Raw genomic sequence first — 17216 nt, 5'->3', positions numbered from 1 at the left:
CGGATTCCGGATGCAAATTATTAAAAACCATAGAAGAAAAGGAGTTAGCGCAATTCCAACACTAGGCAATAGACCTCCCGATATGGCAAAAAAAGTAATCAATGCACATCCAGAGACAGCTAATAATTTTAAGCCGATTTTATCAAACAAAACTTCCTTTGTCATTTCCTTCGATCGTAATGCCTAAGCTTTAGATGCGGTAATTCCCAATTGAGCAAATCTATATTCCAATTTTCTCAAAAAGCTGTAAGGCGGCAACATCCCAGTAAATGTCTCTGTAGCAAATCGATCTGCATTCACTAGACAGATCAATACAGGTACTGTTCCGCTGCGTTGAACAATCTCTTTAAAGAGCTCATCATCCTCTTCCTTCCACGCAGACTCCGCATCCAGTAGCAATAGATTTACTGCTGCCTGAGAAAGGTAAAATGAAGGAACTGGAATATTAAACGAACTTGTATGGCCTACAAGCGTAAAATCATTTTCTCCTAATTCAATTCGTTCTAAGAGCGTATTTTCGATCAAAAATTCTCGGGATTTAGCATTAAAGCCTTTGCTTTCTTCCAGCACACCCACTTCTAGACCAATCGTTTCCCATTCCTCTTTGATGTAGCGCATCACACTCCCACTATCAATAGTTTCATCTAGCTTCAACACATTAATAAAATTAACTGCATTTCCCCGCTTAAAATAGTTGAACAACTGATTTGCCAATGATTTTGATGCCATCTTTTTAATTTGCTCACTATAGCGGCCCATTTTTTTATGTGGGAATGCACCTATCACATTTCCTTTGGTCACACGGTCAGTCCTTTGCTTATCACGTAAAGTTCGATCGAGCAGTTCCAAAACCAGGATACAGCCCAATAAAAACGCCAAAGTAGCAAAATAGGTTCCCATAACCAGCATCTTACGCTTGGTAGGTTTGGAATTGAGCGGATAGGTTGCAGGATTAATTACTTTTAATGTGGCAGCACTCATTTCCAAACTCTTAAGTCGAAGACGAGCAGCATTTAATCCCCCCAAAACCGAAAGATAACTCTGTTCAGTAAAATTAATACCCCGTTCTTGACGTTTAAGTAATGAGCCTATCGGAGAGTAATGCGAATACATTTTATCCAATTCAACTTTAAAATCATCCACCACTTTAATATCCGCCTGCGCCTGATCCAATTTTAATAATTCATCCACCCATTGCGTAACATAGTTTGCGTTCGGATAGCCATTTTTAGTATATTTTTGGCTAGAATATTCCTGGATAAAATTGCGGAAATCCCGTTCTTGATTTCTCAATTTTGATTTAAGCCCTTGAAGTGTCGATACTGAATTCGTGACTGCAGTTTTCAATGAATCAGGACGGTAGGATTCAATTTGAGAAATAGAATAGTTTAAGTCCGATATATCATTCATTTTAGCCAAAAATTGTGCATTATTTTTAATACTTTTAATATTTGCATCAATGCCTGATTCTAACTGAGCGATACTCACTTGCGCTCTGTTGCGTGCAGATAGCGCATCCTGTTTCCGGATTTCATAATCCTTGTCCAAAATTGTAACAGCTTCAGTCTGCTTATCATAATGGATAACGCGATTTTGAACATTGAATTTTGTTAGCGAATCTTCTTTCAAGAATAAATCCTTTCCGATTCTCGCCAATTCAGCTTCAAAATATTTAATTACATTATTGGTATTGCTATATTGAAGGGTTTTATATTCATCCGCAAAAACTTCACTCAATATATTTAATGTTTGATAGGTGATCCCAGCATCATTATTCTCATAGTAAACATGAAGAATATCGCTGTTGTCAATCTGTTTAATGTCAATTTTACTTAGCGCACCATAACTAAAATAGGGATGGTTCCAATTAAATAAGCCATAAACAAAATTTTTGGCATCCACTTTTTCGTATCTTTTTAGATTTTCGACAGTACGTTCTTCGGATGTCTTATCAATTAATTTTTTTACTGCCGGCGGTGTAATATCCAACAATTGACGGAAATGAGCACTTGAAATATAAACATTATCTCGCTCAAGGTCGCCATTGATCATGGTTCGGGCGAATAGCTTTAACGACACCACGCGCATAGTCTCTTTTGAACCGATGGTGTTAATGACATTTAACAATGAATTTTTAAGAATATTCCAGTCTTGCTTACCATCTTGACTAAGGTCCGTCCCGTTAGCGGAAATTATACCTGTATAAATGGTCATATCGGATTCATATTGTCTATTCATATTTCTCGTGAAATAGATAACAATCCCCATGACCAGCAATGGCAATACTATCAGCCACCATTTAAACCTATACAACGATTTTATAATGTAAATTACTATACCCATCTTTACTTGCTGATAATTTTTGTTCTACTTAAAATCTCCAAATGCAAAAGTTCAGCGGTTATCGTGCTTTCAGTCAACTTATAAGCCTCATATGCCTCCACTTCCATTTTTTTTGCTGCGTTTAAATCCGAAATTCCTGCATGCCCATTAGCAAAATCAGCCTCCACAGTTTTCAGCTGTGCTTCCGTTAATGTTAAATTTTCTGTCTTCTTTTTTAATATCGACATTGCATTGGTCAATTTAACATAAGAATCAATAATGCGAACCTTCTGTTCGTCAAACCATTTTTCCATTTCCAATTCTGTAGAACGACGCTGCATCTTTTGCCGCTTGACACGATTTGAACGATCAAAAACGTCATCAAAAGGTACTGAAACAGTACTACTTACAAACAGAGCATTCTGCTTAGCTCCAGAATACTGATAAAACAAAGGCGTATTTTGATCTGTAAACATGGAATTAACACCTATATTTCCATACTGCCATGAACCACCCACCTTAAAGTATTTTAACCAGCTTCTTTTCTCAGATTTTAATAGATTATCTTGCTCCATCATCTTAGATTCAAACATTTCTACACTTGGACTCCGTTTAGCATTTTCAAAAAGCTCCTCCAGTGAGGGAAGTAAAAGTTTAGTGTAATCCAAACTTCCGGCTGCCTGTAGAACATTTTGCCCATGGCTGAGCAAACCAAAAGTGATTAAGAATAAAAATATTGGGAAAATTTTCTTCATATTCAGATAATAACGTTATAGGGGCATGGCCCCGTTATATATTTCTATTTTAATTTATTCTTCTGTAGTTCTTAAATAAAGGGCATCTAGCACCCGAAAACATCAGTTCTATTTAAAGTAAAATCATCGAAAAACTAAACATCAGCTTTTTGGATAAATGCAGAAAATGTTTTATACAGAATTTTCAAATCCATCCAGATCGAATAATGCTTCGCATAATCTATATCAAGCTGAATCCGTTCCTGATCGGACATGCTTCCATTATCTCCTCGCTTTTCCACTTGCCATAATCCCGTAATTCCAGCGGGAGCCATAAACCGTTCGACACTATCATCTGTTGTCAACATCTCCGCCTCATACAAAGGCAAAGGCCTATTACCAACAATGGACATATCTCCTTTAAGAACATTAAACAACTGCGGAAGTTCATCTAAACTATATTTGCGGAGAATACGCCCGACCTTAGTTACCCTTGGATCCTTTTCCAACTTAAAAAAAGCAGCTTTTTTTTGCTTATTTCCTGTGTCAAAGCCTCTCACAACCACCTCATCGTCAATAAGAACATCTCGAAGATCATCCAATGTGAAATTCAAAGCTTCTTCACCATTATGTATACTGGAAGAAAATGGAGCTGCGTGTTGTGTAGCATCCGCGTATTGATTGAGGGCCATATACTCTTTAAGTCGCTTATCCGCGTCTGGATACATCGATCTGAATTTATAGAAATCAAACATAAAATATCCCGAACCGATCCGTTTGGACTTATAAACAGCTGAACCTCTACTTTCTAACTTGATTGCAAAAAAAACGAATAAAAGAATCGGAGAAAGCAATACGATTAAGACAGATGATACAACGATATCAAAAATCCTCTTACCAAAAGGAATACCAATTTGGGGAAAAGAAGGTGTAGCTATTTCAAATTTTTCACGCTGAGCTGTAGCTTCAAAAAATAAATGAATGTATTTTTTTACAGATTGAAAAACATCCGGCTGTGCAAAGGGGCTAATAGTATTGGTAATTCCAGCATCAAAATAAGACTGCTTCTCAAAACGCGAAAGATCATTCCCAACCAAAATCAGCAACGTATCCTTGTCATATAGGAGCAGTTTACCTAATTGCGCTAAATCTTTAACAAGGCTTTTACCCTTTTCATAAAAGACCACTGAAAAAAATTGATCTTTTTGCTCCTGAAAATACATATCCATGGTCTCGAACGAACTAAAAAACTTCAAATCAACACCCAAAACATCTTGGACTTGTTTATGAAAATAATCAAAAGTTTCGATATTATCACCAAAGTATATATAATCACTATATTGAGGCATTATTTTAAAGCTTTTTTAATCCGCAACTTTAACTCAAGTGGATTAAAAGGTTTCAAAATAAAATCATCAGCTCCCGCCTCGAGCAAATTGATCCGTGTATGTGAGTTATCTTCACCGGACAGGAAGATAACAGGGATATCTTTCAAAAACTCGTTTTGCTTGATCATCAACAATAAATCATAGCCATTCATTTCAGGCATTGTATAATCGGATAGAATAAGGTCTACACCATTTCCCTCCTTCAGCCAATTGTAAGCGTCCAGTGCATTATTAAAGAAGCGAAAGTCATAATCCGCATTTAGGTATAGCGTAATTAACTGACCTATTGCTGGCTTATCATCAATTATTACAATCTTCTTTTTCATGAATTTGCTACGTTTTTTTACTGTAAGTAAACAGACAAAATGTGCTTGCTAAAATCAAAATCCATTCGATAAAGTACCTCAAAAAATGGGGCCCTTTATCGAATGAGTTTCCTTTACTCCTCTAGCTTCGATCTCTTTCTACTTCAAATACCAATTGAGATTCTGAGAACCGCCACTTAATGCCCATCCTTCAAATTTAGGATAAACACCAGTTATTTTTTTATACTCATTTGGATAAACAAAAGATACTGGAACACATAATCCCCAAGGCTCCCCTTTTGATGACTTAAATGGGTCATTAGCAGAAAGCTGGCCTTTTGAAGTTTGACTCTCAACCAAGGCCTTGTTCATCTTATCTGTACCTTTGTATCCAACCAAATGAATTTCACTTCGAGAACTTACTTTATATCCATTTGTGACAATAAATGAGTTCAAATCAGCAAATGTAAAATTCTCCAAAGGCGTAGTGAATTCTATGGTAATCTCTGATTCAACAGGTTGATAACTGCCATTTTCCGTAGAAATGAATTGTGTATCCGAAATACCAAAAGCACGATGCGCATCATCACATAATGTTACTACAGCATACTTTTGATTGGATTCGACACCGTTGGAGCCCAATGGCAAATTTTGTCCAACCAAATTCATATTTGTATATTTTACAGATTTCACATTGGTCGCCAATATGCCATCCAACTGAATAGCTGCAGCAAGTCTATTTTTGGCACCGACAGATCTAATTTTATTTACTAATTTTAGTTTAGTAATTTTATTCGCAGAATTTTGAACTTTTGTGATAGCCACATCCACCACAAAGTCATTCATATCATAGTCCCCGATTGATGGCCAATTATCTTCAAAAGCATACGAGTAAGTACCCAATTTGACTTCTGTAACGGTTTGATCATTTGGATTACCGCCAGCTGCATTATTACCACCAGCATTACAAGAAGTACCCGAAATTACAACTGTTGATTTATCATAAGGAACTAATTTGGCCGGACTATTGACCACATAATAAGTATTATATTGCTCATTGGCCGAATGATCTGAACAAGCAATTTCCAGGTTACCAGAATAGGAAATTGCCATATTTTGACCTTTTACATCCACTTTTTTCAAGCGAGCCAGTGCCTGACCAGAAGAAGGTCCTTGCATTGTACTTGCCTGACTATTAAATTTAGCTAATGTATTTACATCCAAAATTGCAGAAGCCGCCAAATTTATACTAGTACCACCGGCACTTAAGTTGTCGATGCTTAGCAATGATCCTGATGCAACTGAAATTTTAGCACCGTTTGTTGTCATCGTCTTGATATACGTATGACATACAGCCTGTAATGTCGCATTTGTAAAATCGCCTTTATTTACATTCAATGTTCCCTCATTCCTAACCACAGTACCATCTGTGGTGCTAGTTAAAGTTTGGATTGTCGCCACACCATAGTTGTTAAAACTACCGTTAGTTATCACAGCTTCATTAACATCCAATGTCCCATAATTGATATAGAGCGAACTGTTTGTTGTTGTCATTTTAGACAAAGAGGCAGCCCCATAATTTTCAAACCTACCGTTGGTATTTTGGGTAACATGAGCTAACTGAATTGAACCAGACTGCGCCACTATTAATGTATTATTACCCCCCAAATTGAATTCATTGCCTGTATTTTTCCATACCCCCTGAACATATATTTTCACATTACTCGAACCATTATTGGCGTTAATGGTACCTGTAAATGTTACTCCAGATTTGATGACATATGATTTATTTGATTCAACATATATAGAGCCATTACCATTTATTTCAACAGCATCGCTAGGAACGATTACGGTTGCAGCTTCTGCAGTAGACGCTGCTGCCTTCAAGCCTCCACTGGCAAGCAAGGCAGACGATGTAGAGCCACGCAAAACACTCGCTTTGCTAACTGTTGAAACTTGTGCACCATCGACGCTGATTGTATTTTGTTGTCCAACTTCAACCATACTGATTGCAGCAACACCCAGCGGAGAGGTTTCTCTCAAATAGATGTATTTCGCTACGGTTGGAATCATTAGCTTGCCAACGAAATCTTGGCCAGACTTTGCCTGTCCTGCAGCCAAAAGGTTCGCTCCGGCACCAAGTGCTGGATCATTATCAAAAATCTCCACCCGATAGAAGTATTTACCGCTAAATTTATCATCAACGGCAATACGCACATCTACAGCTCTCGCCGAATTCCACATAAAATCAGTTGGCACCTTAACGCCACCAGGAAATAAGGATGAAGAATCGGAGGCCGCAGCAGTGTCGTTGTACAAATCTTTTACTTTTGAACAACTTGCCCCGAAGAGCGTAATCCCTGCAAGACCCACCAAGAAGAGATTAAAGCTTTTTATGTTATACATAATTAAATAATAATAGATCAATATCAAACAGCTCTATCGGCTGACCGAAACAGGACGTTAATATTTGGCTTATAAACAATATTATTAATGCCGAACTGCTTGAAGCAAAGATATAACTAATTTTAGTGAGTAGATGACAAAATACGCAAGTCCAGTATAAATTGCAAATCTTGTAGCGGTTCAACTACACCGCCGCATAACAAACTACAAATTAGGTTATAGCAACAGGAAGATAATAAATTAGGAATATTATCCTAGCCACCTTTTTCGGTACTCAGTGGGCGTCAAGGTAGTTTCTTTTAAGAAAAAAGTACTGAAGTTATTCACATCAGCATAACCAAGCTCCCAAGCAATCTGTTTGATACTCATCGACGATTCAACGATAAGCTTTTTACTAACACGCAGCAATTCTTTGACAATAAGTTCTTTTGGAGTTGCTCCCAAAATTTCTTTAGTTAAGTTGGTTAATTTTTTATTTCCGACCTTGAGTTGTTCGGCATAGAAGGCGACCTGTTTTTCTTGTTTTACATGTTTTTTGATCAGCTCCTGGAAAAGTGTTATCAGCTTTGCATCAGCACCTTGGCCCAGTAACCCATTTGACGGCCTATCTTCAGCAGAAATTGCTGCAAGGAGCACAATCTGTTTAACGATATTATGCGCTAAATCGCGATATATTGCCAGATTATAATTCTGCTTAGAAAGCTTAAGCTGCATGCTTACAAATTCGTAATAGCTTGCGTATTCTGCAGGAACACGCAGTACACGGTAGGTATATTCGTTTTTATTGAATGATTTAAAGTTATGCAGAAAAGCGGTATCTATCTCCGTACGTGCAAAAAAACTTTCCGAAAAATAAATAATAAGAAACGATCGCTGTTCATCTGGGTTGGCTTCAATTTTTATACCTCTTGGAATTAGCACCAAACAGAATTCTTCGATTTCTGTAACCTGATTATTGATTTCCACGCTACAGCCACCCTTTGACACAAAAAGAACAACATAATTTTCTTTTGCTGTTGCATCCGTAATTTCGGAAGGCTCCTGCGCTACACCAATGACTCGATGAACTCCAAATTCCATATTTTTATCTAATGCATATAAGGCCCGACAAGCATTTCATATTACTGAAATAGGGGCAATTTAGGAAATAAAAGCCAAACACAAAAAATTTCATTTTCAAAGAAATCATGCGTTTGCAATATGTTTTTTTAGAGCGCATCAGAAAAACCTGGACGATCGTTATAGAGAGCAATCTTAAACCAATTTTTAGGACAATCAAATCGACCAATCATTCTATAAGAGACCCTAAATGAAATAGCATACAATTAGGTTGGCGAAACAAATATTAGATAATTATCCACACATAGCCCTCAAAAAATCTTTTATTTTACAACAAAAAAATCATTTAGTTAAACCAACAGGCATTTCCATAATCTTCCCTTCAAGATTAATAAGCCTGTTTTTTAACACTTCTTAACACAACAATTTAAGGCGACAACAGTTTAGTTGCCACTGCAATTTTCCTACAATGAAACAATAGAAAAACAATAAATTGAATTTAAATTTTAAAACAAAAAAAACATCTTGTCTCTTTAAAATATAACACAACCATTCATATATTGAAAATCAATAAATAAACGAGACTAAAAAAAAGAATAGAAGGATATTAAATGACTACAAATAAATAAAAACAAGCAACACACATATCACAACAGGAAATATATTTCCAAATAAATCTTAAAAATTTGAATAATTAGACTCAAAAAACAAACTGTTCAAACATATTAATTATAAAACAATAATTAGACAAAAAAATATTTTGAAAAAATGATAAACAAAATAAACGATGACTTGTTAATCAGAAAGATGGCAGGACGAAGGCCAGCTTTAATCGGTTTAAATCCAGCTTTAAGAGCAGGAAAAGAGAATAAATCGATACATCTTATAGAATAATAACAATGGAGAAAGTTGTTTTATTACAAAATCAATAATAGTTCAAAAAAAAGTTTACAATTTTTTTTTGCACAAGTTGATATTAAGTCGTAATATTACAATTCAATTCGGGAAAAGTATTACTAGCCGATAGCAAAATAAGTATTAACAATTAAATTAGGAATCAACAAACAGACAAAAAATTTAGGAGCACCTAAGTGATAACAGCAATATATTGCCTATACGCAAAGGCAAGCCGTTATATGCTTAAGTATTTCTATCAAATAAACGAGGGTTAAATTGTCCATTAAATTTAAACCCCATGCTGGTAACAGCATGGATTATCCAAATAATATTATCATGAATAAGAACGCAAAAAAAATGTACGTAGCTCCGTCCATCAAGGAGCACGTAGTAGAGCTGGAGCAAGGCATTGCTGCTGGCTCGGGAACAGCAGGATCTTCTAGTCCTTCAGTGACAGACGTTGAAAGTGCCGACGGTGGCCAAGGTTGGGACAATAGCAGCTTTTAACATTATGAAAAAGATCAACAATAATTTAGCAAATAAATTTGCTTTAGCTGCATTTTTGGCTTTAGGAACATTGGCTGTTGCAACGAGCTGTAGCAAAAATAACAATCCCACCGAGGAAATTGCTCCAGATGGCAAAAATCAAGTAATTGTGCGCATTGCAGGACTCAACGAAAATACAGAGAACATTTCAACTAAAGCGAGCAATACAAACAGTACCAAGGCCAGTGAAAATTTACTTAAATTGGTAGAAGGGGACGAATTTGACGCCATCGTTGGGGTTACAAATAGCTCCTCTGCTTCATCCGGCTTGAAAGCTTCATCTGGATCACGCGCAGCAACTACTGCTTTAGCTACAACAACAACGTATAGTCTTTATTTTTATAAGAAAAATCCTGACAACAGCTATTCTTTTGTCAAATCAGTGCCATTGACTGCTGGAGCAGTGGGTACTATTGATTTACAGAATGGTTCGTATAAATGGTTAGCAGTCTCGTACAACAATACTGATGTATTACCAATTGGTGCAACAGCAACTATGGTACCTACTACCACGACATTAGACTTAACTAAGGATGTGCTTATTGCTTCCAGCACAGCAGATTTAGTCATCAACAACAATTCCGTTCCCTTAAACATCACTTTTAACCGCGTATTTTCAACTGTTACTGTCGAAGTAAATACTTTGGGTATGTTTGCACCGATGACCGCAACTCCAACAATAGCAGTAAGTTGCCCTAACGGCATTAAAACTAAAACAATCGATTTTAGCACCGGGAATCTATCGTTGTCAAACGTATCAAATCTTAACCTGACTCAAGCAGATTTCACCGATGTTTCTCCAGTAGGAACTGATGCGTATCAAAAAGTTGCGACCTTTAAAACTGCAGAACAATCTGAATTAACGGTCAATGCGCAAATATCTCAACTTAAAATCAAAGTTGACGACGGCTCTACCCGCAATTTTGGTGCATCCCTGTCAAATCAGAATATCAAAATTACGCCTTTAGGTGGTAAAAATCAACGACTTTTAGTAGGCCTTGCAGAATCTGCACTTAGTTATGGGACAGTAGGAGGCAGCACTGTACAATGGGGAAGATCAAATCTGTATTACCGTACAGGTGGGGCTTTGAATACAACACCATATCGCTTTTACCATACTAACCCGAATCAACCGACCGCAAACGAAAGCTTCTTCTCATTCAAAGGTCATCTTCCACGCACTTTTGCGAGTGCTAACGCCGCTTTACAAAAAGACCCTTGTGCTTTGGTTTATCCTGCAGGTTTATGGAAAACACCGACATCCAATGAGATCGGTGTACTAACATCAAATCAAGGAGTTGTTGATGGATTACTAACTAATATAGTAGACCTATTATTTCCAAGCGCCACACCAGGCGCTGCTGCAGGAGCAGGCTATATCGAATACCCAACAGGTACTGGTGTTCAAAGTAGTGTATATCCGACAGCAACCAATAGATTACGGTTTTATAAAAATGGTACCGCTTATGCTACGTCTATTATTAGTGGCTTAGTCACCCTTAATTTTCAATACACACAACTTGGGGGGCTTTTTACTACAGATAGTAGAGGGCAAACCGCTTCAATATGGTCAAGTGACCAGCTTCTAACTGGCGATCCACTTCTTAGCCTACTACAAGCAGCAAGCGGAGTTGCGTCAGTCGGCGCTACAAGTTACGTGGGTAGTAGTAGAGTCGGTGGCCTTGGAGGAAACAGAGCCGTAGGTACAAAAGCCGCAGGCCTATTAAATTTAAGTGCATTGGGAGCGAGCGTAGTGGCCTCTGACTTTATGAATGTACGTTGTACACGTAATGCCAGCTGGAACGGAAGTGCTCCGGGATATAATCCAATGCCAGCTTTGTAAAAAGAAGCTTAGAGACCGGCGCAAGTTAATGCTTATTTAATATATGCAAGTTTGAAAATTGGAAAACCGTAATAACCAGCTTTGGATTAGCATAATTTAGCGCTTTGAAATATCACTTAAAGAGGTTCACTACGCGAGAACAAACTAAAAATAGTAATAATTGAAGCTTAGGCAACCAAACGAAGACGGCTAGAAATTCTAGCCGTCTTTTTTTATGAACGTTGTAGCCCATCAACTACCGCGTCGATTTTTACACGATAATCGTAAATTTTTACCGGAGAATTTCAATAATATTTTTTTACATTTGGGCCATCAAGTCATTTTTTTTGCGTTCGACTTGATAATATTAATGGATATAATGGGGCGAAGGCGTTCGCCCCATTTATTTTTATCCCCTTATAAACCTCATTAAAGCACCAATTTCCTGATTTGATCTGATCTCAAATTCCAACCTTAAATTATTATGCGCAAAGCGGACTGACCTACCCGATTCAGCTTATCTGCTTGATCAGCATGATGTATACCATAACTTGCACCAAGAAACAAAATAACCAAATGGTCAGAAACAGTAAATAACCAGATCGGGCTCTTTTGCGGCTCGAGCAGCATTCAGACCAGGATTCCATACACCTAAAAAGGATGACAAAAGTCGTTATCACGAGCGTAGGAATTCCTATAATAATACATGCGTAAAATAATTTCTGCGGCCACAACTCGATAAATTCATTAGCTGAGATACACAAAGCAGCTATTAACATAGCCGAAAACGTGAGTACGATTAAACAAAAAAATGCTATTCGCTCCCAAATTTGTCCTGCGTTATTAACAACAGTAGCCTTTCGATAGCCCCAGCAAATCAAATTATAGCTAAAAAAAGCCCCAAGCATAGCACAGGGTAAATACAGCAAAAAAGACAAAAAACCATTTCCTAACGACATAATGATTTTCTTAGGTCAGATAATCGGTTCAATAAATTTAGGAAAAATTCGCTTTAAGATTACCCAAATTTCTAAATCCTCCGTATCTATTTTCTAACGTGAATTTCATCTATGGCAAAAAGCGGGTTACGATGCCGCGAACCTTCAAACCAATGTGGAAATTCTTGCGAAAAAGAAACTTTCACCTTTAAAAATCGTCCTTGCTGCTGCCTTAATGCAAATGAAACAGGATAACGTATCGGACCTTCAGGAATAAGACCAGTATCGATCTTATATGTTCCTATGTTGACATAAGAAACATTATCGTTTGAGCTCTCCACCTGTATGTTATCTGGAAGAAATAGATAATGCGCCGGATCCAATAGAAAACTAAGCTGAATTTGCGAAGTCATTGTTTCATTCGGAAAAGGAAAAGTAATCTCGACATCCTTACTATCAAATAATAGCCAATTGTAACTGTAATCTGTCGTTCCCGATAAGCCATCATTCAGTGTTGTTTTTCCATTGGCGGGAAAATCTTCCAAGAAAGAAGGTTTAAACTGAGGAATTATTCCTTGGAGCAATGAAGGTAAATAGGGTTTATTTAATAGTGTTAGCCATTGCTGCCGGTATTGCTCAAGACTACCACCAGTTTCAGCCAATTCGATAGCTCCGCCTCGAAGTGCATGGTCCAAAAACTCATCAATGCGCTTCATCCAATTAGAATTGACCACCCACTGACCATCAGCTTTCCTGTTTAAAAAGCCGAATGGATGATCACCATAAGCCTTTGACTGCTCCAAAGCTGCATACTCCAGACCTAAAGCAATCAATTTCACGCGACTTATAAATTTCGAATCCCCAGCTACAGCTTTTTGCGCGTTATTCACAAGTTCCTTAAAAAGTCTCATCTTTTCTAAACTTAGATAACCATGTCGCGAAAGGATCGGATTACCATATATATCAAGCGTCGAGCGGCTTGTTTTGCGAGCATCAATAAGTTGTTTTAGATACTTTTTAATACTTTTTGCAGCTGGACCATAATACCCCTCCAGAAAATCATTTTCAACCTCAATCGGATCCACCTCAGGATCCCACAGACTCTTAGCCTGCACATAACTCGCATACGCAGACATATCACCCAGCGTATGTCCTGATCCGTGCTCAAAGATACCTTTTACACCATTTTGATACATATAGGCGATATTGCTCTGGTAATGATCATACATCGGAAAAGGATTTATATAAGCTGTAAATTGCGTGGTATAATCCCACACAAAAATATGCGATGAGATCTTCGACCAGTCATTGAGCTGGCGTCGAAAAGGAGCAGCTGTTGGATTAACCGCCAGGCCCTGCTCCCGCGTTGCGTCTATCGTACTTAGCAACACATATACATTGTCCAATGGCCGAGTTATTTTGGGAGCTTCTGCGGTGTAACCATAGGCTAAGGTCGTAAAATTCTGTTCTGGAAATTGAGCCGCAATACGATTCACAAATCGGATTAGCGTACCCTGAGGCCCTCCCTCCTCCTGATCAACCTTTGTACAGCGATCACAGGTACAGTAACCTTTTCCATCCATTGGCGCTATAGACCAATAGACCGCATAAGGATTATCGGCAATGGCCTGACGAAAATAATTGATTGCAATTTTATCGACGTCAGGATTTGTTAAACAGAGTTGTGTTGCGCTGCGCTTTCCGTTTGTTAAAGCGAAATATTCAGGATGCTCCTTAAAATAGTCTTCCGGTGGTATAATTTTAAAAAATGAATGTCCCCATAACCCCCATAGATCTTCAAATCGATGCAAATGATGCCAATCCAGGTATTCACCATCCGCAGAAGCGGGGTAGTAAGACTCTCTATAACGTAATGGTGGTTCAAAACGAAGATTGAAATCCTGAGGAAGTGACAGATTCGAACGCTTCGGGACCCATGCAGGCCCTTGATCATATTTCCGAGCGCCAAATTGCTTCTCGATAAGTTCATATACGCCATACAACAGCCCTTTTCCTGAACCTCCAGTCAGATATACTTGTCCGTCCCGAACAATAATTTCAAAACCTTCGCTTCCAAGCTCAACCTTCTTTCCAATCCGCTGCTGATAAAAAGTATTCCCTATATATACTACGTGTTTTTTCTTCCCAGAAGGGCTCGACAATATCGCTAACTCTGCGCCAGTAATACGTTTGATATAATCTTGTAAGACCAGAGCCGCCTTGCGCTCCAAATTTGATGGATGCGATGAAATAAGGATTTCCGTTTCGGCTTTCTTATCTCGCACGATATCCACTTGCTGCGCCATACAGCTGCTAATGAACAATAATCCAACAAGAACGAACAGGTTCAGTTTATAATTTGCATCTTTCATCATTGCATATTAAACTAGATCACCAAATCCAACTCTTGCTTATCCATGATCGCACAATCCACAAAAGAAGCTATCGTATCAAGTACCATTCGCAGACGGCCCATATTTTCATAATAAGGTATACCAAAACGCAGTATGTGTCCAACCTTCGCTTCTACCCGACAATGCTTAATGCATTTAATATGGATATCTTTCTTTCTCAAAAACGCATACAGCGGATAAGGATCATAATCTGACACCAGCAGACTTACGACCGGAGATACATCATCCCCCATAAAACAGTGCGCAATGCCTGCATGGCCCAAGATCCTATTAAGCTCTCTTTTCAGATAAGCTGCCAGATAGGTACTGCGATCAAGGATAGCTTTCGGCCCAATTTCTCGATAGCGTTTTAGGCTTTGACTCAATCTTTCATACAATAAGAAATCCTGCCCCCCCGGAATGCTGAACCCATGGGTTTTCGGATCTTCAAAAAGATGCTGCTTATTCCAATATAAGGCCCCGATCCAGCTTGCAAAATCTTCTTTGAGCCAAGCTAAACCACCACCCAACGGCCCATGCAACCATTTATGTGTACTCCCGATCAGTACATCGGCTTCCCCAAAAGGAAGTTGCTGAATCCCTAATGACTGTGCTACGTCAAGAATCAGAATTGCATTCGGAACAGCCTCTTTTATATTGCGCAGGCGCCACTTGTCTTGCATCAGTTTTCCTGTGGGATAATAGACATGGGATAAGAAGACGATGTCTGGTTGCATTTCGCGCAAGCATCTGTTAAATTCATCCGCGTCATTAAGGACAACATCAGGGAGATAAGTGAGCTTATATTCTGGCAATTGTTCAAAGGGGCCAATACCCCCCGGATGTTCATGCTCACTTGTCAGGACCTGAAAACACCTCTTCCCATCCTCCTGCAACTTCCGTAAAAGCACCAATGCCAATAAATTCATGGCCTGAGAAGTGCTGGAAGTCACATTACAGCGATAACCGATAGCCGGCCACAATTTAGCACATTCCTCCTGTATGGAAGTAAAAGCTTCCCTCCCTAAAGCATATAAAGAAAGTGGATTGCCGTTTACCTGATTTTTGATGGTTTCGAGCCGATCCTGTGGCAACGTAGCTAGGCAGCCCGGATTCAGATTCACGCGGGTCGAAGGAAATGTGTTGATCCTGATCTGATCCCAATACGCTTCATTTTCTATTTTTCGGACGGCATCTACTCTTTTAAGATCAACATTTTTCTCATCAGAACATTCGTTCCAGGCGCTATGGGGTAAAAAATGATGCGATAGAAGTGTACTATATTGTTTCTTTAAAAGACTAATGGATTCTTTGATCACGGTATGGAAATCGGTATGATACAAATGACTTCCCTGCAAACTTGTTTCAATGCTGTATATAGGTTTCTTGGCAGCACTTTCCCCTCTAAGATCGGAGGTAAAAGAAATCTTGGGATCCAATCCAACACCCCTAGCGATGTCAGCAATATCCGCCGCTAATTCATTGATGGAATAGTGTGTTTCTGTAACATGGTTCACCACACGATGTTCACCAACTGATGGTATATCTTCAACAAATCGGGCCAGCGAATTGACCGCATCGTTCAACGCCATGAGTCCAGTACGCTGATTTCCGCTACCATAAACTGTCATCGGAGAACCAGAAACTACCTGCGCTATAAAACGGTTGGCTACCGTTCCAAATATCGGATCGTAATCAAAACGGGTAAAAAGATCAGGCGAGGCATCCATTTCGGATGTTAGCAGACCAAAGACCGTTGCTTGCATCACTTCCGTGATGCGAAGCCCCCAGGTACGCGCCGCCATCGCTACGTAATTCGAGTCATTTATTTTGGAAACATGATAAATATCGTTTGCCGCCCTAGGGTAAGGTAAAGGCGTCGACGCCAACTGTCCTTGATAACCAGGCTTAAAATAGCCTTCTGCGATCGGCAATCCGCCCTTAGCATATTCACCAAAAGATCCAAGCTTAATAATATGGGCTTGCGGAACATACTCGCGTACTGCCCAGAGCAGACGCATATTTCCTTCTTCATTGTTACGGATGGTGTAAAGCGCCTGTTGTAATCCCAACATCGAATAACTCGCCGAACACTGCTGTGCGAGATGATAAATCGTATGCGGCCGTTCCCGGCGAATCAGTTCTGCCAATTCGTCCGAACAAACCTCAGCGTGCACAGCGCACATATTAGCTAAACCATATTTTTGGCCAAATACTTCGATACGACTTGAGAGATGCGGGATCTGTAACCAAGGGCCAAATCCGAGATTGGCAACCGTGCTTTTGCGCCAGCCATTGTCCAGCAATATAATTTTTTGGTCTGGATGGTGCAGCGCTAACTTCATGGCCAGCGGCCAGCCCAAGTACCCTTCGGCACCTAAAATTAAAATTGTACGATTCATTGTT

At 38.9% G+C, this 17216-nt stretch carries 11 protein-coding genes; 3 read left to right on the top strand and 8 right to left on the bottom strand.

The window, feature by feature from the left end:
- Positions 1–10: 10 nt before the first annotated feature.
- Positions 11–187 carry a hypothetical protein gene (locus tag B2W36_RS07690; RefSeq protein ID WP_293887254.1) on the top strand — a complete coding sequence of 59 codons (177 nt, stop codon included), beginning with the start codon at positions 11–13 and terminating at the stop codon, positions 185–187.
- On the opposite strand, the gene B2W36_RS07685 is transcribed toward B2W36_RS07690, so the two are convergent.
- From B2W36_RS07685 to B2W36_RS07660, 6 genes are all read right to left on the bottom strand, one after another.
- On the bottom strand, positions 184–2238 hold the full coding sequence (locus tag B2W36_RS07685) for a hypothetical protein (RefSeq protein ID WP_293887252.1): 2055 nt from the start codon (positions 2236–2238) through the stop codon (positions 184–186). The genes B2W36_RS07690 and B2W36_RS07685 overlap by 4 nt on opposite strands.
- A gap of 107 nt (positions 2239–2345) precedes the next feature.
- Positions 2346–3077, bottom strand: a complete 732-nt coding sequence (locus tag B2W36_RS07680; protein ID WP_293887250.1) for a TolC family protein — start codon at positions 3075–3077, stop codon at positions 2346–2348.
- A 134-nt stretch (positions 3078–3211) separates the two neighbouring features.
- Complete coding sequence (locus B2W36_RS07675) at positions 3212–4405, bottom strand: sugar transferase (protein ID WP_293887248.1); 1194 nt, start codon at positions 4403–4405, stop codon at positions 3212–3214.
- Positions 4405–4770 carry a response regulator gene (locus B2W36_RS07670; protein WP_293887246.1) on the bottom strand — a complete coding sequence of 122 codons (366 nt, stop codon included), beginning with the start codon at positions 4768–4770 and terminating at the stop codon, positions 4405–4407. The genes B2W36_RS07675 and B2W36_RS07670 overlap by 1 nt, the downstream gene beginning before the upstream one ends.
- Before the next feature lie 138 nt (positions 4771–4908).
- Positions 4909–7155, bottom strand: coding sequence for an LruC domain-containing protein (locus B2W36_RS07665; RefSeq protein ID WP_293887244.1), 2247 nt, complete (start codon positions 7153–7155; stop codon positions 4909–4911).
- A gap of 249 nt (positions 7156–7404) precedes the next feature.
- Complete coding sequence (locus B2W36_RS07660) at positions 7405–8235, bottom strand: helix-turn-helix domain-containing protein (protein WP_293887242.1); 831 nt, start codon at positions 8233–8235, stop codon at positions 7405–7407.
- 1212 nt (positions 8236–9447) lie between these two features.
- On the opposite strand from B2W36_RS07660, the gene B2W36_RS07655 reads away from it, so the two are divergent.
- Together B2W36_RS07655 and B2W36_RS07650 are read left to right on the top strand one after the other, a co-directional pair.
- The gene (locus B2W36_RS07655; RefSeq protein WP_293887240.1) at positions 9448–9618 is read left to right on the top strand and encodes a hypothetical protein; all 171 of its coding nucleotides are present in this window, start codon (positions 9448–9450) and stop codon (positions 9616–9618) included.
- Between the two features lie 4 nt (positions 9619–9622).
- The gene (locus B2W36_RS07650; RefSeq protein ID WP_293887238.1) at positions 9623–11500 is read left to right on the top strand and encodes a hypothetical protein; all 1878 of its coding nucleotides are present in this window, start codon (positions 9623–9625) and stop codon (positions 11498–11500) included.
- Positions 11501–12524: 1024 nt separating this feature from the next.
- Here the strand turns inward: B2W36_RS07650 and B2W36_RS07645 are convergent.
- Both B2W36_RS07645 and B2W36_RS07640 read right to left on the bottom strand, forming a co-directional pair.
- Complete coding sequence (locus tag B2W36_RS07645) at positions 12525–14792, bottom strand: DUF4838 domain-containing protein (RefSeq protein ID WP_293887236.1); 2268 nt, start codon at positions 14790–14792, stop codon at positions 12525–12527.
- A gap of 11 nt (positions 14793–14803) precedes the next feature.
- The gene (locus B2W36_RS07640; RefSeq protein ID WP_293887234.1) at positions 14804–17212 is read right to left on the bottom strand and encodes an aminotransferase class V-fold PLP-dependent enzyme; all 2409 of its coding nucleotides are present in this window, start codon (positions 17210–17212) and stop codon (positions 14804–14806) included.
- Positions 17213–17216: the final 4 nt, after the last annotated feature.

Source organism: Sphingobacterium sp. UBA3549 (assembly GCF_002376635.1).
In the GTDB taxonomy this organism is placed as follows: domain Bacteria; phylum Bacteroidota; class Bacteroidia; order Sphingobacteriales; family Sphingobacteriaceae; genus Sphingobacterium.
The sequence above is the reverse complement of the archived record's forward strand: the minus strand, read 5'-3'. Positions and strand labels throughout refer to the sequence as shown.

What these genes read in the sequence shown, in the direction of transcription:
- B2W36_RS07640 (WP_293887234.1), bottom strand. Translation starts at nt 17,212, where the DNA reads ATGAATCGTACAATTTTAATTTTAGGTGCCGAAGGGTACTTGGGCTGG.
- B2W36_RS07660 (WP_293887242.1), bottom strand. Translation starts at nt 8,235, where the DNA reads ATGGAATTTGGAGTTCATCGAGTCATTGGTGTAGCGCAGGAGCCTTCC.
- B2W36_RS07655 (WP_293887240.1), top strand. Translation starts at nt 9,448, where the DNA reads ATGAATAAGAACGCAAAAAAAATGTACGTAGCTCCGTCCATCAAGGAG.
- B2W36_RS07690 (WP_293887254.1), top strand. Translation starts at nt 11, where the DNA reads ATGCAAATTATTAAAAACCATAGAAGAAAAGGAGTTAGCGCAATTCCA.
- B2W36_RS07665 (WP_293887244.1), bottom strand. Translation starts at nt 7,155, where the DNA reads ATGTATAACATAAAAAGCTTTAATCTCTTCTTGGTGGGTCTTGCAGGG.
- B2W36_RS07645 (WP_293887236.1), bottom strand. Translation starts at nt 14,792, where the DNA reads ATGATGAAAGATGCAAATTATAAACTGAACCTGTTCGTTCTTGTTGGA.
- B2W36_RS07680 (WP_293887250.1), bottom strand. Translation starts at nt 3,077, where the DNA reads ATGAAGAAAATTTTCCCAATATTTTTATTCTTAATCACTTTTGGTTTG.
- B2W36_RS07675 (WP_293887248.1), bottom strand. Translation starts at nt 4,405, where the DNA reads ATGCCTCAATATAGTGATTATATATACTTTGGTGATAATATCGAAACT.
- B2W36_RS07685 (WP_293887252.1), bottom strand. Translation starts at nt 2,238, where the DNA reads ATGAATAGACAATATGAATCCGATATGACCATTTATACAGGTATAATT.
- B2W36_RS07650 (WP_293887238.1), top strand. Translation starts at nt 9,623, where the DNA reads ATGAAAAAGATCAACAATAATTTAGCAAATAAATTTGCTTTAGCTGCA.
- B2W36_RS07670 (WP_293887246.1), bottom strand. Translation starts at nt 4,770, where the DNA reads ATGAAAAAGAAGATTGTAATAATTGATGATAAGCCAGCAATAGGTCAG.